General features: G+C 70.4%; 22 protein-coding genes. 7 read left to right on the forward strand and 15 right to left on the reverse strand.

The genetic code is table 11. From position 1 onward, the window contains the following. Nucleotides 1-99 precede the first annotated feature (99 nt). Nucleotides 100-1,488, reverse strand: a complete 1,389-nt coding sequence (locus tag G3N18_RS10535; protein ID WP_196384225.1) for a DHA2 family efflux MFS transporter permease subunit — start codon at nucleotides 1,486-1,488, stop codon at nucleotides 100-102. Nucleotides 1,489-1,641: 153 nt separating this feature from the next. Next, nucleotides 1,642-2,256 (reverse strand): PadR family transcriptional regulator, encoded by a 615-nt coding sequence (locus G3N18_RS10540; protein WP_196384226.1) that lies wholly within the window; start codon nucleotides 2,254-2,256, stop codon nucleotides 1,642-1,644. 85 nt (nucleotides 2,257-2,341) lie between these two features. Between G3N18_RS10540 and G3N18_RS10545 the strand changes: the two genes are divergently transcribed. From G3N18_RS10545 to G3N18_RS10555, 3 genes are all read left to right on the forward strand, one after another. Further along, complete coding sequence (locus G3N18_RS10545; protein ID WP_196384227.1) at nucleotides 2,342-2,668, forward strand: hypothetical protein; 327 nt, start codon at nucleotides 2,342-2,344, stop codon at nucleotides 2,666-2,668. A 239-nt stretch (nucleotides 2,669-2,907) separates the two neighbouring features. Further along, complete coding sequence (locus G3N18_RS10550) at nucleotides 2,908-3,897, forward strand: phosphoribosylaminoimidazolesuccinocarboxamide synthase (protein WP_196384228.1); 990 nt, start codon at nucleotides 2,908-2,910, stop codon at nucleotides 3,895-3,897. A gap of 98 nt (nucleotides 3,898-3,995) precedes the next feature. Continuing rightward, the gene (locus G3N18_RS10555; RefSeq protein WP_196384229.1) at nucleotides 3,996-5,336 is read left to right on the forward strand and encodes a uracil-xanthine permease family protein; all 1,341 of its coding nucleotides are present in this window, start codon (nucleotides 3,996-3,998) and stop codon (nucleotides 5,334-5,336) included. A 230-nt stretch (nucleotides 5,337-5,566) separates the two neighbouring features. Here G3N18_RS10555 and G3N18_RS10560 read toward each other — a convergent pair whose 3' ends face one another. The 5 genes from G3N18_RS10560 to G3N18_RS10580 form a co-directional block, all read right to left on the reverse strand. Further along, complete coding sequence (locus G3N18_RS10560; protein WP_338038493.1) at nucleotides 5,567-6,580, reverse strand: LacI family DNA-binding transcriptional regulator; 1,014 nt, start codon at nucleotides 6,578-6,580, stop codon at nucleotides 5,567-5,569. Between the two features lie 10 nt (nucleotides 6,581-6,590). After that, entirely contained in the window at nucleotides 6,591-8,087 is a 1,497-nt protein-coding gene (locus G3N18_RS10565; RefSeq protein ID WP_196384231.1) for a GH1 family beta-glucosidase, read from the reverse strand. 27 nt (nucleotides 8,088-8,114) lie between these two features. Then, the gene (locus G3N18_RS10570; protein ID WP_196384232.1) at nucleotides 8,115-9,029 is read right to left on the reverse strand and encodes a carbohydrate ABC transporter permease; all 915 of its coding nucleotides are present in this window, start codon (nucleotides 9,027-9,029) and stop codon (nucleotides 8,115-8,117) included. Then, a complete protein-coding gene (locus G3N18_RS10575) occupies nucleotides 9,026-10,075 on the reverse strand; it encodes a carbohydrate ABC transporter permease (RefSeq protein ID WP_196384233.1) in 1,050 nt (349 codons plus the stop codon). Before G3N18_RS10575 ends, G3N18_RS10570 begins: the two co-directional genes overlap by 4 nt. Nucleotides 10,076-10,142: 67 nt before the next feature. Next, the gene (locus G3N18_RS10580) at nucleotides 10,143-11,417 is read right to left on the reverse strand and encodes an extracellular solute-binding protein (protein ID WP_196384234.1); all 1,275 of its coding nucleotides are present in this window, start codon (nucleotides 11,415-11,417) and stop codon (nucleotides 10,143-10,145) included. 228 nt (nucleotides 11,418-11,645) lie between these two features. Between G3N18_RS10580 and purS the strand changes: the two genes are divergently transcribed. The 3 genes from purS to G3N18_RS10595 all read left to right on the forward strand — a co-directional run bounded on the left by purS (nucleotide 11,646) and on the right by G3N18_RS10595 (nucleotide 13,996). Further along, complete coding sequence (gene purS / locus G3N18_RS10585; protein WP_196384235.1) at nucleotides 11,646-11,915, forward strand: phosphoribosylformylglycinamidine synthase subunit PurS; 270 nt, start codon at nucleotides 11,646-11,648, stop codon at nucleotides 11,913-11,915. After that, entirely contained in the window at nucleotides 11,912-12,619 is a 708-nt protein-coding gene (gene purQ, locus G3N18_RS10590; RefSeq protein ID WP_196384236.1) for a phosphoribosylformylglycinamidine synthase subunit PurQ, read from the forward strand. Before purS ends, purQ begins: the two co-directional genes overlap by 4 nt. 459 nt (nucleotides 12,620-13,078) lie before the next feature. Then, nucleotides 13,079-13,996: a 2-hydroxyacid dehydrogenase gene (locus G3N18_RS10595; RefSeq protein WP_196384237.1), complete on the forward strand. Its 918-nt coding sequence runs from the start codon at nucleotides 13,079-13,081 to the stop codon at nucleotides 13,994-13,996. A 264-nt stretch (nucleotides 13,997-14,260) separates the two neighbouring features. Here G3N18_RS10595 and G3N18_RS10600 read toward each other — a convergent pair whose 3' ends face one another. Continuing rightward, nucleotides 14,261-15,811 carry a MinD/ParA family ATP-binding protein gene (locus G3N18_RS10600; protein WP_196384238.1) on the reverse strand — a complete coding sequence of 517 codons (1,551 nt, stop codon included), beginning with the start codon at nucleotides 15,809-15,811 and terminating at the stop codon, nucleotides 14,261-14,263. 162 nt (nucleotides 15,812-15,973) lie between these two features. On the opposite strand from G3N18_RS10600, the gene G3N18_RS10605 reads away from it, so the two are divergent. After that, entirely contained in the window at nucleotides 15,974-16,573 is a 600-nt protein-coding gene (locus G3N18_RS10605; protein ID WP_196384239.1) for a nucleoside deaminase, read from the forward strand. 17 nt (nucleotides 16,574-16,590) lie between these two features. Here the strand turns inward: G3N18_RS10605 and add are convergent, their stop codons facing one another. The 7 genes from add to G3N18_RS10640 form a co-directional block, all read right to left on the reverse strand. Beyond that, nucleotides 16,591-17,622, reverse strand: coding sequence for an adenosine deaminase (add, locus tag G3N18_RS10610; protein WP_196384240.1), 1,032 nt, complete (start codon nucleotides 17,620-17,622; stop codon nucleotides 16,591-16,593). A 21-nt stretch (nucleotides 17,623-17,643) separates the two neighbouring features. Beyond that, entirely contained in the window at nucleotides 17,644-18,501 is an 858-nt protein-coding gene (locus G3N18_RS10615) for an ABC transporter permease (protein ID WP_196384241.1), read from the reverse strand. Then, entirely contained in the window at nucleotides 18,498-19,334 is an 837-nt protein-coding gene (locus G3N18_RS10620; RefSeq protein ID WP_196384242.1) for an ABC transporter permease, read from the reverse strand. Before G3N18_RS10620 ends, G3N18_RS10615 begins: the two co-directional genes overlap by 4 nt. Further along, nucleotides 19,324-20,133: an ATP-binding cassette domain-containing protein gene (locus G3N18_RS10625; protein WP_196384251.1), complete on the reverse strand. Its 810-nt coding sequence runs from the start codon at nucleotides 20,131-20,133 to the stop codon at nucleotides 19,324-19,326. The genes G3N18_RS10620 and G3N18_RS10625 overlap by 11 nt, the downstream gene beginning before the upstream one ends. Nucleotides 20,134-20,174: 41 nt before the next feature. Further along, nucleotides 20,175-21,245, reverse strand: coding sequence for an ABC transporter substrate-binding protein (locus G3N18_RS10630; RefSeq protein WP_196384243.1), 1,071 nt, complete (start codon nucleotides 21,243-21,245; stop codon nucleotides 20,175-20,177). A 125-nt stretch (nucleotides 21,246-21,370) separates the two neighbouring features. Next, nucleotides 21,371-21,934 (reverse strand): nucleotidyltransferase family protein, encoded by a 564-nt coding sequence (locus G3N18_RS10635; RefSeq protein ID WP_196384244.1) that lies wholly within the window; start codon nucleotides 21,932-21,934, stop codon nucleotides 21,371-21,373. Continuing rightward, complete coding sequence (locus tag G3N18_RS10640; protein ID WP_196384245.1) at nucleotides 21,931-22,983, reverse strand: XdhC family protein; 1,053 nt, start codon at nucleotides 22,981-22,983, stop codon at nucleotides 21,931-21,933. The genes G3N18_RS10635 and G3N18_RS10640 overlap by 4 nt, the downstream gene beginning before the upstream one ends. Nucleotides 22,984-23,061: the final 78 nt, after the last annotated feature.

The following is a 23,061-nucleotide window of genomic DNA, read 5'->3' on the forward strand; positions in this document are numbered from 1 at the left end:
GCACCCGCCGGCCCGCACCCGCCGGTCCGCGCGCAGCGCAACGCCCCCGGCCGCGCGTGGAGCGCGCGCCGGGGGCGTCGATTGAGGGCGTCGCTACCGTCAGCGCTTGCCGAGGTGCGCCGGCCGCTGCATGAACAGCACCGCGATGACGCCGACCACGAGCACGATGCCGGGCAGCAGCATCGACTGCGACATGGCGTCGGAGAACCCGGCGACGACGAAGTCGGGCAGCTGCCCCGACCCGAACTCGCCGCCGGCATCGCCCGCGCCTGGCAGGTTCGCCTCGAGGCGGCCTTGCATGAGGGCGGCGATCGCCGCCGAGCCGAGCACCGAGCCGATCGTGCGGGTGGTGTTGTAGATGCCCGAGCCGGCGCCGGCCTGGCGCGGCTGCAGGTTGCGGGTCGCGGTCGTGGCGAGCGGGCCCCACATTCCGGCCTGGCCGACACCCATCAGGGCCGAGGGCAGCAGGAACATCCAGATCTCGGTGTCGGGGTGCATGAGCGCCGAGTACCAGAAGATGGCGATGGCGCTCAGCAGCAGGCCGGGCACGAGCAGCAGCCGCGGGTCGACGCGGTCGAGCCCGCGACCCGCCACCGGCGAGAGCACGCCGGCGATCACGGCCATGGGGATCAGCAGCAGCGCCGACTGCGTCGGGGTGAGGCCGCGGGCGAGCTGGTAGAAGAACATCATCGGCAGCGACATGGCCGTCACCGCGAAGCCGACGGTGGCGATGCCGATGTTGGCGACCGAGAAGTTGCGGTCGCGGAAGAGCTCGAGGGGCACGAGCGGCTCGCTCTTGGTGCGCGACTGCTGCCAGAGGAACAGCGCGATCACGAGCACGCCGCCGATGATCATCGCCCACACCCACGGCGCCCAGTCGTAGTGCTCGCCCTCTTGCAGGCCGAAGACCACGAGGAACAGGCCGAGCGCGCTCAGGAACACCCCGACCATGTCGAAGCGGTGGCGGTGGGTCTCGAGGTTCGGCACCAGCATCCACGCGAGCACGAAGCCGATGACGCCCACCGGCAGGTTCACGAAGAAGATCCACTCCCACCCGAGGCCGTCGACGAGCAGGCCGCCGGCGAGCGGGCCGACGAGCATGGCGACGCCCGAGGTCGCACCCCACAGGCCCATCGCCGCACCGCGCTGGGTGGGCGGGAAGGTGCGGGTGATGACCGCCATCGTCTGCGGCGTCATGAGGGATGCCCCGAAGCCCTGCACCGCGCGGAACACGATGAGCATCGTCAGCGTCGATGACAGTCCGCACCCGAGCGAGGCGAGCGTGAAGATCGCGAGCCCGATCAGGTAGATCTTCTTCGGGCCGAAGCGGTCGCCGAGGCGGCCGGTGATCAGCAGCGGCACCGCGTAGGCGAGCAGGTAGGCCGAGGTGACCCACACGACGTTGTCGAGGTTCACGGTGTCGGGGTCGAGCGCCGCTTTGATGGCGGGGTTGGCGACCGAGACGATCGTCGTGTCGACGAGGATCATGAAGAACCCGATGACGAGCGCCCACAGGGCGGGCCACGGGTTGTGGGCGGTGCCGCGCGTGCGCGCGGTTCGCGCCGGTGCCCGGCGCGCCGGAGGCGACCCCCGAACCGCCGGGCGCGGTCCCCGAGCCGGTCGAGGGGGTGGTGTGTTCGGTCATTGCCGTGCGGCCTCTCTCTGAGCCAGATAACGGTCGGTCTGTTCGTGTGTCCCCCACACGAAGTCGGGGTGGGCGAGTCGCTCGATGAGGGCGGCGAGCCACGATCGGTCGGCCGTGAGCATCGCGTGCTCGCGGTCGGCCTCGATGAGGTACTGCTCGAGGGACGAGCCTTCGCGCGCCTTCGCCAGCCCGTCCCGGTAGACGGCGAGCTCCTCGTCCAGAGCGGCGAGGCGACGGCGCAGCAGCGCGATCGTCTCGTCACGGTCGAGGTTGTGCGCCTCGGCGAGCGCGACCCGGTACTCGGTGGTACGGCCGAGCCGCGGAAGCTCTCGACGCACCCAGTCGATGATGGCCGCCTCCCCGGCATCCGTCAGCGCATACGTCGTGCGTTCGGGGCGGTTCCCGTCGCGGTCGACGCCCACCTCGGTCAGCAGGCCCTGCTTCTCGAGGCGCGCCACCGTGTGATAGAGCGTGCCGTTCGTGATCGACACGATGCGGTCGTCGTGGCGCTGCCGCATGAGCCGGATCATCTCGTACGGGTGCATGGCGTCTTCGCGCAGCAGCGCGAGCACCATGACCCCGAGCGGGGTGAGGCGTGCGATGTCAGGCATAGGTACTCCGTATCGATTAGTCCACTTGGACTATACAGCCGATGGATGCCTCGCACCACCTCATCCGCCGCGCTACGATCCCCGCATGAGCAGGGCTGCCCGCGAGGTCTTCGACGGGATCAGCGCCGGTTATCTCGAGCGGGCGGGCGTCGACATCGGGCCGATGTTCGGGAGCGAGGGGCTCCGCATCCGCGGCAAGGTGTTCGCGTTCATGGGGTATCGCGACGGGCTGATCGCGAAACTCCCCGAGGCGCGCGTGACGGCCCTCGCCGACACCGGGCGCGGCGAGCGGATGGTCATGCGCGACCGCGCCATGCGCGAGTGGGTGTTCGTCGGCGAAGACGCCACCGACCTGTGGCCGGACGTCGTCGCCGAGGCCTTCGCCTTCGTCGACGAGATCACGCCGCGCTGAGCGTGCGGGCCCCGCCTACGCATGCGCGATGAGCGCGGCGCCAGCCGGTGCGCGGCCCGAGCGGTCACTGATGCAGGACCGCCGACCTCGAGCGCGCGGCGCGAGCCCGTAATCGCGGGGGTCGGGCCGGCCACGTACGGCGGTGGTCCTGCGAAACGGTACGGGCGGGCGGCGTGACCCGCGTCGCCCGCCCGGGGCGGCCCTGCAGACGCGACCGGCAGACCCGCGATAATGGTGCCGTGACGGATGCCCTGGACCTGCCCGGCTGGACCCACGTGTACTCGGGGAAGGTGCGCGACCTGTACCGCCCGTCGTCCGATACACCCCCCGACGCCTCGGCCGACCTCGAGCCCCAGGCGGTCCCCGAGCTCGTCGAGGGGCACATGCTCGTCGTCGCGAGCGACCGTGTGAGCGCGTTCGACCACGTGCTGAGCCCGGGCATCCCGGGCAAGGGCGTGCTGCTGACGACGCTCAGCCTGTGGTGGTTCGACCAGCTCGCGGGCGCCGACGGCGGCGAGCGGGTGCCGAACCACCTCGCCCCCTCCCACGTGCTCACCCTCGGCGCCGACGGCGAGGCGAACACCGCCGACGACCTGGTCGACCTCATCCCCGCGGCCGTCGCCGGGCGCGCGATGGTCGTCCGCAGTCTCGACATGCTGCCGATCGAGTGCGTGGTGCGCGGCTACCTCACCGGGTCGGGCTGGAAGGAGTACCAGTCATCCGGCACCGTCTGCGGCATCCCGCTGCCGGCAGGCCTGGCGGACGGCGACCGCCTGCCCGAGCCGATCTTCACGCCCGCATACAAGGCGCCGATGGGCGAGCACGACGAGAACATCTCGTTCGCGCAGGCCGAGGAGCTCGTGGGCGCCGAGCATGCGGCGGAGCTGCGCGACACGTCGCTCGCGATCTACCGTCGCGCGGCGGCGACCGCCGAGGCGCACGGGTTGATCCTGGCCGACACGAAGTTCGAGTTCGGACTCGACGACGACGGCGTGCTCACCCTCGCCGACGAGGTGCTCACGAGCGATTCGTCGCGGTACTGGGATGCCGAGGTGTGGGCGTCGGGCACAACACCGGCCGAGCGGATGGCGAGCTTCGACAAGCAGATCGTGCGCGACTGGCTCTCGGCGCATTGGGACGGGCGCGGCACCCCGCCCGAGCTCCCCGCCGAGATCGTGGAGCGCACCGCCGACAAATACCGCGAACTGCTCGCGCGCCTCACGGCCTGAGCGCGCACGGCATCCAGGGTTCTCCCAGGTAATCTGAGCGCAGGCATCCCACCGCCGGCGCATCGCCGGACCCACCTGTCAGATCGAGGAGCACCCGCATGCCCATCTGGACCCTCCACGGCGACGGCCGCACCGTCGAACCGGGCGCCGTCGTCAAGCCCAGCGAGCGCCTGAGCTGGCCCGGCACCATCGCGATCGGCGCGCAGCACGTCGTCGCGATGTTCGGGGCGACGTTCCTCGTGCCGATCCTCACCGGATTCCCCGTGTCGACGACGCTGTTCTTCTCGGGCGTCGGCACGATTCTGTTCCTGCTGATCACCCGCAACAAGCTGCCGAGCTACCTGGGTTCGTCGTTCGCGTTCATCGCTCCGATCCAGGCGTACAACGGCGGCAAGACGCTCGAGACGACCCAGCAGATCACGCAGGCGATGGTGAGCGTCGCGATCACCGGCGTGCTGCTCGCGCTCGTTGGTCTGCTCGTGCAGAAGGTCGGCACCCGCTGGATCGAGAAGCTCATGCCGCCCGTCGTCGCGGGTGCGATCGTCGCCCTGATCGGGTTGAACCTGGCGCCCGCCGCCTGGAACAACTTCAAGCTTCAGCCCGGTGTCGCCACCGTGACGCTCGTCGCGATCATCGTGTTCAGCGTGCTGTTCCGCGGCTTTCTCGGCCGCATCTCGATCTTTCTCGGCGTCGTCGTGGGGTACGTCTTCGCGGCCGTGACCGGCCAGGTGACGTGGGATGCCGTGGCCGCGGCCCCGCTCGTCGGCCTGCCCGAGTTCCACCTGCCGGCCTTCGGCGACCCGGTCTCGTGGAGCCTGCTGCCGATCTTCCTGCCGGTGATCCTCGTGCTGATCGCCGAGAACGTCGGGCACGTGCGCGGCGTCGCCACCATGACCGGTGACCCGACGATCAATGCGAGCACGGGCCGCGCGCTGACGGCCGACGGCCTGGCGAGCACCCTCGCGGGCCTGTTCGGCGGCTCGGCGACCACGACGTACGGCGAGAACATCGGCGTCATGGCGGCGACCCGCGTCTACTCGACCGCGGCGTACTGGGTGGCCGGTGCGATCGCCGTGCTGCTGTCGTTCTCGCCCGCGATCGGCGCGGTGATCAACACGATCCCGGCGGGCGTCATCGGCGGCGCGACGACCGCGCTGTACGGCCTCATCGGCGTCATCGGCATCAAGATCTGGGTCGACAACCAGGTCGACTTCTCGCGCCCGGTCAATCAGTACACGGTGGCGGTGTCGTTCGTCATCGCGATCGCCGGGTTCACGATGGGCATCGGCTCGCTGACCTTCTCGGCCATCGTGCTCGGCACGGTCGCCGCGCTCGTGATCTACCACGGCGGCAATGCCATCGCGCGCTGGCGCAAGACCGGCGCCGACGACGGCGGCCCCATCGTCCCGATCGGCCAGCTCGGCGGCGACCCCGAGTAGCCCTGCCTGTCGGCCTGCCCCAGGTGGCGGCTCGGCACGTTTCCCCAGTGGACAACCCATGCTCACGTGACACCTGGACAAAGGAGCTGACCCCAGGCATCCTCTCACCCTCGCCAAGTGGCCCTACGGCACGCTTCCCCAGTAAATGAGCCGTGCCCGAGTGACACCTGGGCGGGTATCGCCCCCCAGCACATCGCGAGCCCCCCCATGCAGAGCAGGGCAGGGGCGGGTCAGGCCGAGTCGCGCACCACGAGTTCGGTGTCGAGCACAGTCACGTGCTCGGGGGCGCCGCCGGCGAGCAGCGTCAGCAGCACCTCGGCCATCTGCTGGCCCTGCTGGTGCGAGGGCTGGCGTACGGTCGTGAGGTTCGGCTGCACGGCGGTGGCCACGGGCGAGTCGTCGAAGCCGATGATCGCGACGTCTTCGGGCACGCGGATGCCGGCGCGCCCGAGCACCGCCAGCGCGCCGCGCGCCATGAGGTCGCTGCCGACGAAGAGGGCGTCGAAGGATGCCCCTGACTGCAGAATGCGCGCCATCGCGGCCGACCCGCCGTCGGCGGTGAAGTTGCCGTCCTCGACGGCGACGGGCACCATCCCGGCATCCGACAGCGCCGCGTGAAACCCCGCCAGACGGTCGATGCCGGCGGGCATCGACACCGGGCCCGACACATGCGCGATGCGGCGGAAGCCCTTGTCGATCAGGTACTTCGTGGCGAGGTACGCGCCGGCGGTGTTGTCGACGTCGACGTAGTAGTCGTTCTCTCGCGCGCGCGAGGGGCGGCCGCCGTAGACGACCGGCACCGAGGTGGCGATCCGGTCGATGAAGGTGTCGCTCGTGTGGTGCGACACGACGATCGCCCCGTCGACCGCGCCGCTCTGCACGTAGGCGGTCGTCTTGTCACGCGGGTCGTCGCTCGCGATGATCAGGTTGAGCACGTAGTCCGACCGGCTGAGCCGCGCGTTGATGCCCGAGACCACGGCGGCGAAGAACGGGTCGCCGAAGAACCGCGTGGTGTCTTCGGGCACGACGAGCGCGATCGCCATCGTGGCCCGCGAGGCGAGCGAGCGTGCGGCGCGGTTGGGCACGTAGTTGAGCTCGGCGATCGCCCGCTGCACCGCCGTGAGGGCTGCGGGGCTGACGGCGGTCGAGCCGTTCACGACCCGCGACACGGTCGGCCGCGACACCCCCGCTGCCGCCGCGACTTCTTCGATCGTCGCTGTCGCGCGCGGCGTATCGATGGTCACAGCGGCGGGCCTATCTCTGAACGGCGTCGACGACGACGGATCCCTGGGGCACATCGATCGCGCGGGCCGCGATGACCCGACGATACTCCAGCGCACTGTCTTTCAGCGTGCGCTCGAGGGAGTCGTAGTCGACGTGCACGATGCCGAAGCGCTTGCCGTAGCCCCACGCCCACTCGAAGTTGTCCATGAGCGACCAGTAGAAGTAGCCGCGCACGTCGATCCCGAGGTCCTGCGCGTCGCGGATCGCCCCGAGGTGCAGGCGCAGGAACTCGGTGCGCTCGGCATCGTGCACGCGCGCGGCCGGGGCATCCGTCTCGCCTGCCTCGGTCACGACGACGTCGTCGTACGACGCCCCGTTCTCGGTGACGTAGAGCACGGTGCCGGCGGGCTCGGCGTAGTCGGTCCACACGCGTTCGAGCAGGGTGGTGAGACCCGCAGGGTCGACCTCCCAGTTCATGTTGGTGCGGGGCAGGCCACGATCGTGCCAGAAGATGCCCTCGTGCGACGGGAAGGGCGACGCGACCCGGCGGGTCGTGGGCGCGTCGCCCGAGGCGGGCGCCTGCGGGTCGGGCGAGCCGCCCACGAACTCGCCGTGGTAGTAGTTCACGCCGAGGGCGTCGAGCGGCGTCGAGATCGCCTGAAGGTCGCCCGGAAGGGTGGCGGCCTCGAGCGCGTCGATCGCCTCGGGCGCGACGGCGCGGATGTCTTCGACCACATCGACCGGGTAGGCCCCACGGAAGACCGGGTCGAGGAACCAGCGGTTGAACTGTCCGTCGATGCGCCGGGCGGCGTCGACGTCGGCGGGCACGCCCGGGTCGACCGGCTCGGCGACGGTGAGGTTCAGCGTGATGCCGAGGTCGAGCGAGGCGTCGCGCGCGCGCAGCTCGCGCACCGTTTGCCCGTGGCCGAGCAGCAGGTGGTGGGCGGCGAGCACGCCGTCGGTGACACTCGTGCGACCTGGTGCGTGGATGCCTGCGGTGTAGCTCAGGAACGACGAGCACCACGGCTCGTTGAGCGTCGTCCAGTTCTGCACCCGGTCGCCGAGCGCGTCGTGCACCGACAGCGCGTACTCGGTGAACTGCTCGGCGGTCGACCGCGCCGTCCAACCGCCGCGGTCTTCGATCGCCTGCGGCAGATCCCAGTGGTAGAGCGTGAGCCAGGGCAGGATGTCGTTCTCGCGCAGCTCGTCGACGAGCCGCTTGTAGAAGTCGAGGCCCTTCTGGTTGACCGCACCGCCGTCGGGTCGCACCCGCGCCCACGACACCGAGAAGCGGTAGGTGTCGAGGCCGAGCTCTTTCATGAGCGCGACGTCGGCCGGGTAGCGGTGGTAGTGGTCGCACGCGACATCGCCGGTGTCACCGCCCAGTACGGCGCCGGGCTCACGGCTGAAGGTGTCCCAGATCGACGCGGTGCGGCCGTCGTCGAACGCGGCCCCTTCGATCTGGTAGGCGGCCGTCGCCGCACCGAACAGGAATCCGGGCGCGAAGGCGCGGGGGTTCTCACTCATGATGATCCTTCCGAGGCCGGTCGGGCGTCAGCCCTTGACCGCACCTTGCATGATGCCACTGACGAGCTGTCTGCCCGCGAAGACGAACAGGATCAGCAGCGGGATGGTCGCCAGCAGCACGCCGGCGAGCACGATCGAATAGTCGACGAAGTAGTTCGACTGCAAGAGCGACAGCGCCACCGGCAGGGTCGGGTTCTGCCGGTCGAGCACGATGAACGGCCAGAAGAAGTTGTTCCAGGCCGAGACGAACGTGAACAGCGCGAGCATCGACGCCGCAGGGCGGGCTGCGGGAAGACCCACCGTCAGGAACGTGCGGAACGAGGTTGCGCCGTCGACGCGCGCCGCCTCGATGAGCTCGTCGGGCACCGCCTGGCGCAGGTACTGGGTCATCCAGAACACTCCGAACGCGCTGACGAGGGCGGGCACGATGATCGCGCCGAGCTGGCCCGTCCAGCCGAGATCGCTGAACAGGATGTACAGCGGCACGACGCCGAGCTGCGTGGGCACCGCCATCGTCGCGATCACGAAGACGAGCAGCCAGCTCGACCCGCGGAAGCGCAGCTTCGCGAAGGCCCACCCGGCGAGGGTGGAGAAGAACACGACCGACAGGGCGATGAGGCCCGAGCTGATGATCGAGTTCCAGAGCGCCACCCAGAAGTTCACCGCCGGGTCGTTCATGACCTTCGCGGCGTTCGAGAAGAAGTTGCCGCCGGGAATCCACGACATGTTGGGGTCGCGGATCGTGTACGAGTCGCCCGAGCCGATCAGCAGCGACCAGTAGAACGGGAACACGCTCGCGAGCAGCACGACTCCCAGGCACGCGTAGACGAACCAACCGGGCCGGGTGCCCTTCACGTGGCGCGGGCGCTTGCGGCGCCCGCGGGCCTCCGCGGGCACGGCGTCATCGGCGATCGCGACCGGCTGCGCATCGAGAGCGGTCATCGGAGTGCCTCCTTGGCGGGTGTGCGGGATGCCGCACGGTCTGCCGCGACGGATGCCTGGGCATCCCGCCGCGCGGCCCGCATCTGCGCCTTGGTGAGGTCGCTGCGCGACCCCTCGTCGCGCACGAGATTGCGGGTGATGAAGAGGTTGATGACCCCGATCACCAGGATGATGAGGAACAGGATCCAGGCGAGGGCCGCGGCGCGGCCGAAGTTCCACTCGCCCCAGCCGATGTTGTAGAGCCAGAGCGTGATCGTGAGCCACTGGTAGTTGGCCCCGCCCGTGCCGTACTGGTCGTACATGCGCGGCTCGTCGAAGATCTGCAGGCCGCCGATCGTCGAGGTGATGATCACGAAGATGAGGGTCGGGCGCAGGCTCGGCACGGTGATCGCGAAGAACTGGCGCACCTTGCCGGCGCCGTCGACGGTCGCCGCCTCGTAGTAGTCGCGCGGGATCGCCTGCATCGCAGCGAGCAGGATCAGGGTGTTGTAGCCCGTCCAGCGGAAGTTCACCATCGTCGCGATGGCGATGTGGCTGGCGAACGCGTTCGAGTGCCACTTGACCGGGTCGAGGCCGATCGCCCCCAGCCAGGTGTTCACGATGCCGTACTGGTCGCCGAACATGTTCGAGAAGATCAGCGCGACCGCCACCGGCGCCATGACGTAGGGCAGCAGCACGCCCATGCGCCAGAAGGTCTTGGCGCGGATGTTCTGGTCGAGCATCGCCGCGATGAAGACCGCCGCGATGAGCTGCGGCACCGTCGACAGCAAGAAGATGCTGAAGGTGTTGCGCAGGGCCGTCCAGAACTTCGGGTCGGCGAGCACGGTCGCGTACTGGTCGAACCCGACGAACGTGCCGGAGTTCCGCACGAGGTCCCAGTCCATGAACGAGATGACCGCGGTGTACCCGAGCGGGAAGAGCCCGACGACGAGGAAAAGGATGAAGAACGGCGAGATGTACAGGTAGGGCGAGATCTTCAGATCCCACGCGCTCATCCGGCTGCCGAAGCCGATGCGCTTGGCGGGCCGTGCCGCGGTGCTGGTCATGACGACCGGTCCTTTCGGGGGTCATCGGCCGCCCCGCCCGCGCGGGCGGGGCGGCCGATGGGAGGGATTACTTGATCGCGTCGACTTCGCTCTTCCACTGCGACCACGAGGCGGCCTTGTCCTGCGTGCCGTCTTCGACACGGGTCAGCGCCTTCTGCATCGCGTCGTTGATCTGGAAGTAGAACTGACCCTTGAACGGCGACACGGTGACGGCGTTGGCGCGGTCGGTGAGGATCTGGCCCACCGGCGCGTTGTTGAAGAACTCGTTGGTCGAGTCGAGCAGGGTGTCGCTCTTCATCGCCTCGAGCTGGCTCGGGAAGGTGCCCGCGTTCTCGAAGGCCTTCAGCTGCGTCTCGGGGCTCGTCAGCCAGTCGGCGAGCTGCTGCGCCGCGGCGACGTGCTTGCCGTTGGCGGGGACGGTCAGGTACGACCCGCCCCAGTTGCCGCCGCCGCCGGGGAAGACGTTGGCGATGTCCCACCCGGTGACGTCCTTGGCGTTGCCCGAGATCACGCCGAGCATCCAGCCCGGGCACAGCATCGTGGCGAAGGCGCCGTTGGACAGACCCGCCATCCAGTCATCCGACCACTGGCCGAGGTGTGCCGACTGGGTGGCGCTCGCGTCGAGCACCTCGTTGTAGATCTTCTCGACGTCAGGCGAGATGTCGATCTTGCCGGAGTCGGGGTTCTCGTAGGCCGCCTCGACCTGGTTGATCATGCCCTGGTAGGTGCCGCCGGCCGAGTCGAAGAACGCCTTGCCGGTCTTGGCGGTGTAGTCGGCACCGACCTTGAAGTAGTTCGCCCAGTCGCCCTGCAGCAGCTTCGCGACCTCGTCGCGATCGGTCGGAAGGCCCGCCGCGGCGAACAGGTCGGAGCGGTAGCAGACGCCCTCGGGGCCGATGTCGGTGCCGTAGCCGATGAGGTTCCCCTCGGAGTCGGTGGCCCCCTTCTCCTTCCAGTCGAGCCAGCGGCCCTTCAGGTCGGCGGGCACGGGCGCGAGCAGGTCGGAGTACTTCATGACCTCGGGCATCCAGTCGATCTCGATGGCCTCGATGTCGGCGAGGCCGGTCTTGCCGAGCTTCTGGAAGTAGTTGGCGCGCGCGTCGTTGCTGGTCGCGGCCTTGTTGGGCACGATCGTGACGTTCGGGTGCTCTTTGGTGTACTCGGCCAGCAGCGCGTCGGTGTAGCCGAAGTCGTTGAAGGTCGCGACGGTCAGTTCGACCTTCTCGTTGGGGTCGGCCGTGGCGGCGCCGCCGCTGCCGCCGGCGCAACCGGCCAGCACGAGGGCCGAGGTGGTCAGGGCACCGGCGATCAGGCCGGTGCGACGCAGTGCGCGTGTGTTCACGTGTCACTCCTTTGTGGTGTGTGGGTGCGAGGTGCTTCCTCCGATGAGCTCCCGTCGGTGGGAGCGCTCTCATCGGATACCGGAAACCATATGGGATCGCTCCCACGAGCGCAAGGGAGCGCTCCCACGATCGTGGTCACGCTTGGGTAACGGCGGATGCCGAGGCATCCGCCCCTCGCCCCGTAGACTGGGCGCACACCCTTCTCGCGCGACCTCACGGAGACTCGAATGCCCACCATCGTCGTCGACGTCATGCCCAAGGCCGAGTTGCTCGACCCGCAGGGAAAGGCCGTCGCCGGCGCACTCGCTCGGCTCGGCTACGAGGGGTTCGACGGCGTGCGCATCGGCAAGCGGTTCGAGCTGACGGTGGCGGATGCCTCTGCCGAGACCCTCGCCGCCGTGAAGACCATCGCCGACGAGATCCTCTCGAACTCGGTCATCGAAGACGTCGTCAGCATCTCCGTCGCCGACGAGGCGGCGCCCGAGGCCGCACAGTGACCGCGCGCGTCGGGGTCATCACCTTTCCCGGGTCGCTCGACGACGGAGACGCGCGCCGCGCGATCCGCCTCGCCGGGGCCGAGCCGGTCGCCCTGTGGCACGGTGCGCACGACCTCGAGGGCGTCGACGCGCTCGTGCTGCCCGGCGGCTTCAGCTACGGCGACTACCTGCGCGCGGGCGCGATCGCGGCCCTCGCCCCGATCATGACCGAGGTGAAGGATGCCGCCGCGAAGGGGATGCCCGTCCTCGGCATCTGCAACGGCTTTCAGATGCTCGTCGAGGCGCACCTGCTGCCGGGCGGACTGATCCGCAACGCCCACCAGCAGTTCATCCGCCGCGACCAGCGCCTGCGCGTCGAGAACGCGACGACCGCCTGGACCTCGGAGTTCACCCAGGGCCAAGAGATCACGATCCCGCTGAAGAACGCCGACGGCGGCTACATCTGCTCGTCCGACACGCTCGCGCGCATCGAGGGAGAGGGCCTCGTCGCCTTCCGTTACGTCGGAGTGAACCCGAACGGCTCGCTCGACGACATCGCCGGGCTCACGAACGAGCGCGGCAACGTCGTCGGCCTCATGCCCCACCCCGAGCACGCGGTCGAGCCCGGCTTCGGCCCGAACACCCCCGACGCCATGCGCTCGGGCGTCGACGGCCTGGCCTTCTTCACCTCCGCGATCGCGTCGCTCGCCGCCGCCGCGGCCTGAGCTTCGGGGCGCCTGACCCGCCGCGCGCGGGTGCGCACCGGCATCCACCCGCACAACCGCGGAGATCCACAAAACCGCGGATGCCTCACACGAGAGCGCCCGCAGAACTGCAGACCTCCGCAGTAATGCGCGGGGTGCGCCCCGGCATCCACCCGCACAACCGCGGAGTTCCGCACAACCGCGGATGCCTCAGCCGAGAGCGCCCGCAGAACCGCAGATCTCCGCAGTAATGCGCGGGCCAGCCGCTCGCCGGCGTCCCCGGGGACGTACGGGCGCGCACGTCAGCCGGTGTGTGCATGCGCGTGTGCGGAGAACCTGCTCGCTGGCGCCGAAGTGAACCCAAAGCCTGCCTTGACAGGCCACCCGCCCCACCGAGCAGTGTTTCACCACCGCATCGCACGGCGACCGGAGCCGCGCGCCGACCGGGGCCCCAGGGTGCGACGCGGGTAGCGTCGGAGCATGAGCCTCGTCGTCTCCGTGCCCACCGCAGGCCTCGCCCGCGACCTCGAACCCATGCCCGAGGGGGTCGAAGTGATCGTCTGGGAGATGGATGCCCCCGCGCCGCGCGATCGGATCGACCTGGTCGTACTCCCGTACATGTCGGGCACGAGCGGGTTCACGTTCCTCGCGGGGGTCGAGACGCAGCTCGTGCAGGGCGAGTCGATCGGGTACGAGGACATCGCGGCGAAGCTGCCGCCGGGAGTCGTCTTCGCCAACGCCGCGACGGTGCACGAGGCATCCACCGCCGAGCTCGCCGTCGGGCTCACGCTCGCCCTGCAGCGACACCTCGACGACTTCGCCCGCGATACCGCGGCGGGCCGGTGGGCGCCGCAGTACGCGCAGAGCCTCGCCGACCGGCGCGTGCTGCTCGTCGGCTACGGCGGGGTGGGCAAGGCCGTGGCGCGCCGCCTCGCGCGGTTCGAGGTCGACCTCGTGCCGGTCGCGTCGCACGCGCGCAGCGAAGACGGCGTGGCCGTGCACGGCATCGACGAGCTGCCCGGACTGCTGCCGAGCGCCGAGATCGTGATCCTCACCCTCCCCGGCGGGGATGCCACGCGCCACATCATCGGCGAGAGCGAGCTCGCCGCGCTTCCCGACGGCGCCCTCGTCGTGAACGTGGGGCGCGGGCCGCTCATCGACACCGACGCGCTCGTGCGGCACACCGGGTCGGGGCGCCTGCGCGCGGCGCTCGACGTGACCGACCCCGAGCCGCTGCCGGCCGGGCACCCGCTGTGGTCATCGCCCGGGGTGCTGATCTCGCCCCACGTCGGCGGAGACTCGAGCGCCATGCATCCGCGGATCGCCGCGCTCGTGCGCCGCCAGATCGCCCACCTGCTCGCCGGCGAAGAGCCCGAGAACATCGTCGTCCGCACCTGAGGGCCGCGGGCGTGCGGGGGCTGGCGCGCTGCGGCATCCTTCGCGCGCTGCTGAATCTTGCGCGCGCTGCTGATTCCTGCACGCGCTGCTGATTCCTGCGCGCGCTGCTGATTCCTGCACGCGCTGTCGAAGAATGCGCAGCGCACGCAGGAATCGACAGCGCTGGCTGGCGGGCGGACGCACGAGAGACCGCCGGACGGAAGCGCGCGCCGCGCGGGCAAACGCGCGCCGGACGGGCGCGCGCGCCCAGCGCGCCCGCGCGGGTCAGAGGCGCTGAGCGATGGATGCCGCGACCGACAGCCAGGCATCCCGGCTCTCGGGCGACAGGGCGTCGAAGTCGATCGGTCCGCCGTCGACGAGCGCAGGGTCGAAGGGCACGTGCACGACGTCGCCCGTGACCTGCGCGAAGTGGCGCTCGAGGCGCTCGGTGAGTTTGCGGTCGGGCTTGGCCGACGGGGCGGCGAGGATCGTGACCGCGTCGTCGATCTTGCGGTCGAAGCCCTTCTCGCGCAGTCCGTCGAGCAGCCACGCGGCGCTCGCGGCGGTGTCTTCGCGCACGGTCGAGACGATCACGAGTTGGTCGGCGGCGGCGACCGCGGCGACCCAGTTCGAGGCCCGCATGTTGTTGCCGGTGTCGACGATCAACAGTCGGTAGTACCGCGACAGCACGCCGTGCAGGCGGTCGAACGCCGCCGCGTCGATCGACGACGACGCCGCGGCGTCTTCATCGGATGCCAGCACGTCGAACCGGGCGTCGACCTGCGTGCGCACGTACGTGTCGAGGGCGGCGAGGCTCGCCTGGCTCGGCTCGGCGAACGAATCCAGGTGCTCGAGCAGGTCGACGGCGGTGCGGTGGTGCGGCGCGTTCTGCGCGCGCCAGCCCAGGGTGCCGCGGGTTTCGTTGTTGTCCCAGGCCAGGGTCGCGCCGCCGCGCTGCGTGCCGAAGGTCGCGGCCAGCAGCAGCGTCGAGGTCGTCTTGTGGGCGCCGCCCTTGGGGTTGAGCACGACGATCGTGCGCGGCCCGTCGAGCCGGCGCTGCACGACCCGCTCGCGGTCGAGTCGCGATTGCTCGGCCTTGCCGGGGCGCGGCGAGACCGCACCGCCGGTCGCCCGCCGGATCGCGCCCTGCCATCCCTCGGTCGCGCGCGGCTTGACACGGTCGGCGCGCGAGCCGAGCAGGTCTTCGACGGTCGGCGTCACGCGCTGCACCGGATCGCGGGGCGCCGGCTCGCGACGCGCGGTGGTGCTGCGCAGCGGCCCCGCGGGGGCGGATGCCTCGGGCGCGCTCTCACGCGGAACGGATGCCTCGGCAGGCGCAGTCTCGAACACGGGCACGTCGGGTGCGGAGGCTGCGACGGGAGCCGCGGCGGCGGGAACCTCCCCGGACTCGGCCGGGGACGGGGCCGCGACCTCGGCCGCAACCTCAACCGCAGGAGCCGGCGCAGGAGCCGCAGCAGGAGCCACCACCGCCTCCGTGGAGGGCGCGTCAGCGGCATCCAGCACGGGCACTTCTCCGGTGCGGAGCGCCCGGGGGGCCGACGCGGGTTCGCCGTCTTCGGTTTCGGCGAGCGCGGTGGCCTCGATGAAGCTGCCGTCGGGGTGCACGATGAGCGGCCAACGCACCGCGCCGTCGACGACCGTCGCGGTCACGGGCTCGCCCGCCGAGGCGGCGAGCAGACGGATCGCCTCGACGATGCGGGCTCGCAGGCCCTCTTCGGTCGAGGCGAAGACCTCGTCGATCTCGCCGCCCACGTGGATCTGCGCCACAGTGGTCGAGGTGTAGTGCACGGTCGGTTCGAAGGTGGCGGTTCCCACGGGGGCCTCTCTGTCGCGGTCAGGCGTTCCCGAGTATCCCACTCTCCGCCCCCGAAGACCCAGTCGTGCGAGCCCGCCCCGCCTCGAACACCCCCACAGCCATGCCCCGCGCGCGCATCGGTCGTAGCCTCGCCGAAACACGCCGGCGGTAGCGTCGCGGTCATGACCGCACTCGCCACCTCGTTCACCGCGTCGCTGCCCGCGTGGCTCGTCGACGACCTCGACTCGCTGCCCGCCGTGCTGCCGACCGCCGACGAGCAGATGCGGCTCGTGAACGAGCTCGCCGACCGCAACTGGCGCGCCGGCAACGGAGGCCCCTTCGCCGCGATCGTGGTCGACGAGGCCACCGGCACGCTCGTGTCGGTGGGGGTGAACGTCGTGCTCGAATCGGGGGTCACGTCGGCCCACGCCGAGGTGATGGCGCTCGCGCTCGCCCAGCGCGCCCTCGGCAGGTGGGACCTCGGCGCGAACGGCGACCGCCTGACGCTCGTGGTCAACTGGCGCCCCTGCGTGCAGTGCTACGGCGCGACGATGTGGAGCGGTGTGCGCGCGCTCGTGGTGGCCGGAGAGGGCGACCTGCTCGAAGAGCTCACCGGGTTCGACGAAGGCCCGATGGTCGATGACTGGGCCGAGCAGTTCGAACGCCGAGGCATCCGTGTCACCTCCGGTGTCGGATACGACGACGCCGTCGCCGTCTACCGCGCGTACGGCGCGAGCGACGCGGTCGTCTACAACGCGCGCGGCGCCGTCGAGGCGGACTGACGGCCCCACCACGGCGATCAGACGGGAAGGCTCACGCCGTGTTGCGCGGCGTAGTCGCGCACGGCCGACACATACGCGTCGCGGCGGGCGGGAGTGAGCCAGGATGCCTCGAACGAGTTGATCGCGAGTTGCGCGAGGTCGGCCTCGTCGAGGCCCGCCTGTGCGGCGAGGGCGACGTAGTTGTCGGCGACGTAGGCGCCGAAGTAGGCCGGGTCGTCGGAGTTGATCGTCACCCGCACTCCCTCGCGCATGAGCGCGACGATCTCGTCGGCTTTCATCTGCTCGGTCACGAACGAGTTCGACACGGGGCAGCAGGTGAAGCCGAGGCCGCGCTCTTTCGCGAGGGCGACGAGCGCCGGGTCTTCGACGATGTTCGTGCCGTGGTCGATGCGGTCGACGCGGATGTCTCGCACCGCCGCGCCGATGTTGTCGATCGAGCCGACCTGGTCGATGTCGCAGTGCATCGTGAGAAAGAAGCCCTCGGCCTTGGCCCGGGCGAACACGGCGGCGAACAGGGACGGCGGGTTGTCGCGCTCGTCGGAGTCGAGCCCGACGCCCACGATCCACTGCTTGTAATCGAGCGCCTCCATGAGCGTCGCCATCGCGAACTCGGCAGAGAGGTCGCGCAGGAAGCAGAGGATGAGCTCGGCCGAGATGCCCAACTCGTCTTGCGCGCGCACCGCGGCACGGCGGTACCCGCCGATGACGGTCGAGAAGGGAACGCCGCGACTGGTGTGGGCCTGGGGGTCGAAGAACATCTCGGCGTGCACGACTCCCTGCTCCTTCGCCCGCAGCAGGTACGCCCACGCCAGGTCGTGGAAGTCGTCGGCGGTCTGGAGCACCTCCATGGCCGGGTAGTAGACCGCGAGAAAGCTCGTCAGATCGGTGAAGTCGTAGGTTGCGCGCACCTCGTCGACCGTCTGCTGCGCCAACGCGACGCCGTTTCGCGCGGCGAGCGCGAACTTCAGCTCGGGCTCGAGCGTGCCCTCGAGGTGCAGGTGGAGCTCTGCCTTGGGCAGGCCGAAGGCGAAGGCGGTGAGGTCTGTCATGGGGGCCTTTCGGAGCGGGGGTCAGCCGCGGTCGAGCATGCCCATCCGGGCGAGCACGACCGCTTCGAGAATGTGGACGACGTTGTAGAGCACGAGCGCCGCGATCGTGATCACCGCAACCGATGACCACACAGCCGAGAACTGCGCCGCCGCGACGTAACCGCCGAAGGCACCGCCGATGCCGCCGCCGACCGCGAGCCATTCGGCCAGGAGCGCGCCGGTGATCGCGCCCGGCACCGAGATGCGCACCGCCGCGAGGAGCGAGGGCAGGGCACTCGGCAGGGCGACCTTGCGCAGCACCGTGTAGGGCGAACCGCCATACACCGAGACGAGGTCGCTCATGTGGGCGGGTGCCGACTTCAGCCCGAACGCGATCGTGACGAGCGCAGGGAACAGCACGACGATGCCGCCGAGGACCGCGATCGTGGCGAAATCGCGCCCGAAGATCAGGATGATCACGGGTGCCATCGCGACCAGCGGCACAGACCGCAGCAGCATCGCGAGCGGCATGAGCGCGTGCTCGGCGGCCGCACTGAGCTGGAAGATCGCCGCGACGAGCACGGCAACGACGAGCCCCGCGACGAAACCGACCGCGGCATGACCCAGCGACACCCACAACTGGCCGAACACGGCGGCGCGGTTCGCCTCGGCCCCGGGCACCGTGAACAGGTAGTTCCAGACGTCGAGCGGGCCCTTGCCCACATACGGGTTCACGTGGAAGATCCACAGCGATCCCGCCCACAGCGCGAGGACGGCGACGATCGTCAGCACGAACGTCGCGAAGCCCGACAGGGCGGCGCGCAGGCCCGCGGAACGCGTTCGGCGGCGGGCCACGGCGGATGCCGGGGCCACCGACGCGGCCGTCACCGCCGCGGTCATCGGCGTGCCCCCTTCGACCAGGGAGCGACCGCGCGCGCGATCACGCCGAGAAGGGCGTAGCCGATCAGGGCGACCGCCCCCGACACGAGCGCGAGGGCCCAGACACGCGGGGCATCCAACGCCTGTTGCGCGGCGATCATCGCGGGCCCGACACCCAGCTCGACCTTGCCGAAGAACTCGCCGAGCACAGCGCCGAGAAAGGCGGCCGGCACGGCGATCTGCAGCGCATTGAGGATGGCGGGAAGCGCGGCGATCAGCCGGATCTTGCGCAGCTGCGTGAGGCGCGTGCCGCCGTAGACGGTGACGACGTCGAGGCTCGCACGATCCGCCGCCTTGAGCCCCAGCAGGGCGCCGACGACCGTGGTGAAGAACACCGCGAGCGCGGCGAGGAACGAGGCCGTGCCCGACGGCTCGCCCGGCTTGGGCACCGGGATGATGACGACCAGCAGCATGCCGATCGCGACGATGGGGATGCAGTAGGTGATGATCGCCAGCTGCATCACCACGCCCTCGAGGCGCGGCACGACGAGCACAAGCGCGGCGAGCAGGAGCGCGAGGCCGTTCCCCCGCAGGTAGCCCGTGCCCGCCTCGATGATCGTGACCGAGAAGTTGCGGGCGAAGTAGGACCACCCGGTCTGCACGAACTCTTCGACGACCTGGGGCGGGGTGGGGATGGCCTGCACGCCGCCGGGCCCGACGTTCGAGAACACGGTGGCCGCGAGCAGCCACCACACGAGGACGATCCCGATCGCTCCCAGCACTCCGCTCGCCCACGCGGGAAGGCGCACAGCGCGCACGGCGGCGCCGCGCGACACCACCTGATCAGTGGTCATCGGCCGCGGCCCCTCCTGCGCCGAAGAGGAGCTCGGACGCGCGGTCGACGTGCGCGTGAAACTCGGGGGTGCGCATCCTCTCGGGAAGGCGCGGCCGCGGCAGGTCGATCTCCATGACCTCTTTGATGCGACCGGGTCGGGGACTCATGACGGCGACCTGGTCGGAGAGGAAGATCGCCTCGGAGATGCCGTGCGTGACCAGGAGCGTCGTCGCCGGCTTCTCGGTCCAGATGCGCAGGAGCTCGAGGTTGAGCTTCTGCCGCGTCATGTCGTCGAGCGCTCCGAACGGCTCGTCGAACAGCAGCACCGACGGCTTCATGATGAGCGACCGCGCGATCGACACGCGCTGACGCATGCCGCCCGACAGCTGCGCGGGCTTGGCCTTCTCGAAGCCCGTGAGCCCGACGAGTTCGATCATCTCTCTGACGTAGTCGCGGTCGACGGGGCGGCCGGCGACCTCGAAGGGCAGCTGGATGTTGGACTGCACGCTGCGCCACGGCAGCAGAGCGGAGTCTTGGAAGGCGATTCCGAGCTCTCCGGCCCGCCGCAGCTCTTTCGGGCTCTTGCCGTCGACGCGGGTCGTGCCGCTCGTCGGCTCTTCCAGCCCCGCGAGGATCCGCAGGATGGTCGACTTGCCGCACCCGGAGGGCCCGAGCAGGGAGAGGAAAGACCCCTGGTCGGTGTGCAGGTCGGCGTCTTGCAGTGCCACGACCTGCTTGCGCCCGACGGTGAACACCTTGTTGAGGGCAGTGATCTGCAGGCCAGTGCCCAGGCTCGTCGCCTGGGCACCGGTCTGGATGGCAGCGTCGGTCACGAAAGCTCCATCATCCGTTGCGGGTGTCAGCGCTCGTAGGCGACGAGGCCCGGGTTCTCGGCGTACACCTCGGAGAGCAGGCTCAAATCGAACAGGTCGGATGCCTTGAGTGTGATGCCCGCCCCGGCGAGGCTGTCGATCGTCATCTTCTGCAGGGCGTCGGAGATCGTGAACAGACCGTTCTTGGCCGTCTCTTCGGAGACGACGAGGGCGTTCTGCGCCTTCGAGCCGGCGAGGGTCTTCGCGGGGTCGAGGCCGAGGTCGGCACCGTAGGTGTTCAGCGCCAGATCGGCACCGGCCTGCGGGTCGGCGACGGCATCGGTCCAGCCGCGGATCTCGGCCTTGAGGAAGTCCTTGAGCATGTCGCGCTTGTTCGCGATGGTGTCGTCGGTGGCCGCGACGGTCTCGGCGACGAAGGGCAGGCCGTTCTCGGCGAAGGGCAGGTTGGTGGTCGCCAGCCCCTGCATCTCGAGCGTGATCGCCTCGTTCGTGATGTACGCGACGAAGCCGTCGACCTCGCCGTTCACGAGCGGTGACGGGTCGTACTGCACGGGCACGATGGTGAGCTCCGACGGGTCGATGCCGTTGGCGGCGAGCAGCGCCTTGAACAGCGACGCGTTCGAGTCCTGCACACCGATCTTCTTGCCCTTGAGGTCGGCGGGCGTGGCGATGTTGCCGCCGTTTTTCAGCGAGAGGATCGTGAACGGGTTCTTCTGGAAGGTCGCGCCGATGATCTTGACCGGCGCCCCTTCGTTCGCGACGGCCGCACCGACCGAGACCGAGTCGCTGAGGGCGACCGTGGCCGTGCCGCTCGCGAGCTCTGCGACGCCCGTCGACGGTCCGGGCACGAGGTTCACCGAAGAGAACCCGGCTTCGGAGTAGTAGCCCTTGCTGTCGGCGAGGTACTCGCCGGAGAACTCTTCGTTCTTGATCCAGCTCAGCTGCACCGTCAGGTCGCCGTGCGAGGCGGCAGAGGCCGACCCGGCATCCGACGACGACGCGCCGGAGGAGCAGCCGGCGAGGGCGGCGGCTGCGATGACGGTGCCCAGAAGGGCGGCGGCGGCGCGGTGTGCGCGCCGAGAGGAAAGGATGCTCATGTGCTGTGATCTCCGAGTTCTTGGCGGTTCGCTTCGGGCGACGAGATCGTGCACCGCCACGCACGACTGCAGGTCACGGTAGAAGACGCAGGTTTCGCAGACGTCGGGGGTCTGTTTCCGCCCGGTTAAGCCCGCCGCACGGGGCGATCGACGTCGTGACCGTGCCACAGATCGGCGCACTCCACGTCATCGGCCCCCCGCTCTCGCAGATAGGCACCGGCGCCCCGATCGCCGGTGAGCTCTGCCGACACGGCACGCCAATGGTCGCGCCCGATGAGCACCGGGTGCCCCGGCTCGCCCCGGTAGCGGGCGCGGCGGAGCGAGGCCGGCCCCGCCCCCGCCATGACGCGCAGGCACGCGGATGCCGGGAGGTCGGGCACGTCGACCGGCACGATCAGCGCCGACTGCGCCGCCGTATCGGCGGCCGCAGAGAGGCCCGCCCGCACCGAAGCCGACAACCCGTCGGCCCAGTCGGGGGCCGTCACCACGACCGCCCCGGCGGGAACGAGCGCGCCGACGGCGTCGGCATCCGCCCCGGCGACGACGATCACCGGATCGCAGCCGGCCTCGCGGAGCGTGCGCACCGCCGTCGCGACCCACGGCCGACCGTCGGCGTCGCGCGCGAGACCTTTGGGGCCACCGAACCTCACGCCCGCGCCGGCGGCCAGCACGATGGCGCACACGGTCATGGGCGGGCCGTGAGCGGCCCCGGCGCGCATACCGCGGGCGCCACCGGCTGCTCGGAGTCGCTCCTTGCGGCGCCGCCGTGGATCGGGCCCGCGAGCGCCGAGAGGCGCTGCCCCGTCGCGCCGTGCCGGTCCGCGATGATCTCGGCGAGGATCGACAGCGCGGTCTCGGCAGCCGACGAGCCGCCGAGGTCGAGGCCGATCGGCGAACGCAAGCGGGCGAGCGCCGACGCTGTCACCCCCGCGGCGCGGAGTCTGCCGAGGCGATCGTCGTGGGTCGACCGGCTGCCCATCGCGCCGACGTATCCGGCCGGCGAGGCGAGCGCCCAGCGCAGAGCGGGCACGTCGAGACGCGGGTCGTGCGACAGCACGCACACCGCCGAGCGGCCGTCGAGGGTCTGGGTCGCGAGGTACCGGTCGGGCCAGTCGACGACGACCTCGGCGCCCGGGAAACGCTCGTCGGTCGCGAAGACCTCGCGCGGGTCGACGACGCTCACCCGAAGACCGAGGGCCGAGCCCAGCCGGGCCAGGGCGACCGCGAACTCCACGGCACCGACGACGATGAGCCGCGGCGCCGCCCCGACCTCGATCTCGATCGACCGCGCCCCCGGATCGGGATCCGTCGCGTCGTCGATCAGTCCGGTTCCGCACTGCGGCCCCGACACGAGCAGCCGGAACCGCGTCGGCACGGCCGCGGCGTCGCGCTCGGCGAGAAGCGCGATGGTCGCCGCCGCATCGCTGCCGGGCGCGACCGGGCGCACGAGCACGTCGATCGATCCCCCGCACGTGAGCCCGACGGCCAGGCCATCGCCGTCGCTGTAACCGAAGCTCTCGACCGACACCGTGCCGGTCGCGATCGCATCGAGACACCGCTCGAAGACGGCGCCCTCGACGCAGCCGCCCGACACGTTGCCGAACACCCCGGCATCCGACACCACCATGCTCGACCCCACCGGCCGCGGTGCGCTGCCGGCGACACCCACGACCGTCGCGATCGCGAAGGGACGCCCGGTGCGCACCCATTCGGCCGCCGGGGTGAGGATCTCGCGCATGCCCGCCACGCTATCCATCGCGCGTTGCGGGCCTGTTGCGGGGGTGTGAAACACGGGCGAAACGGCGCTCTGTTTCAC

Source organism: Microbacterium paulum (assembly GCF_015707995.1).
In the GTDB taxonomy this organism is placed as follows: Bacteria; Actinomycetota; Actinomycetes; order Actinomycetales; family Microbacteriaceae; genus Microbacterium; species Microbacterium paulum.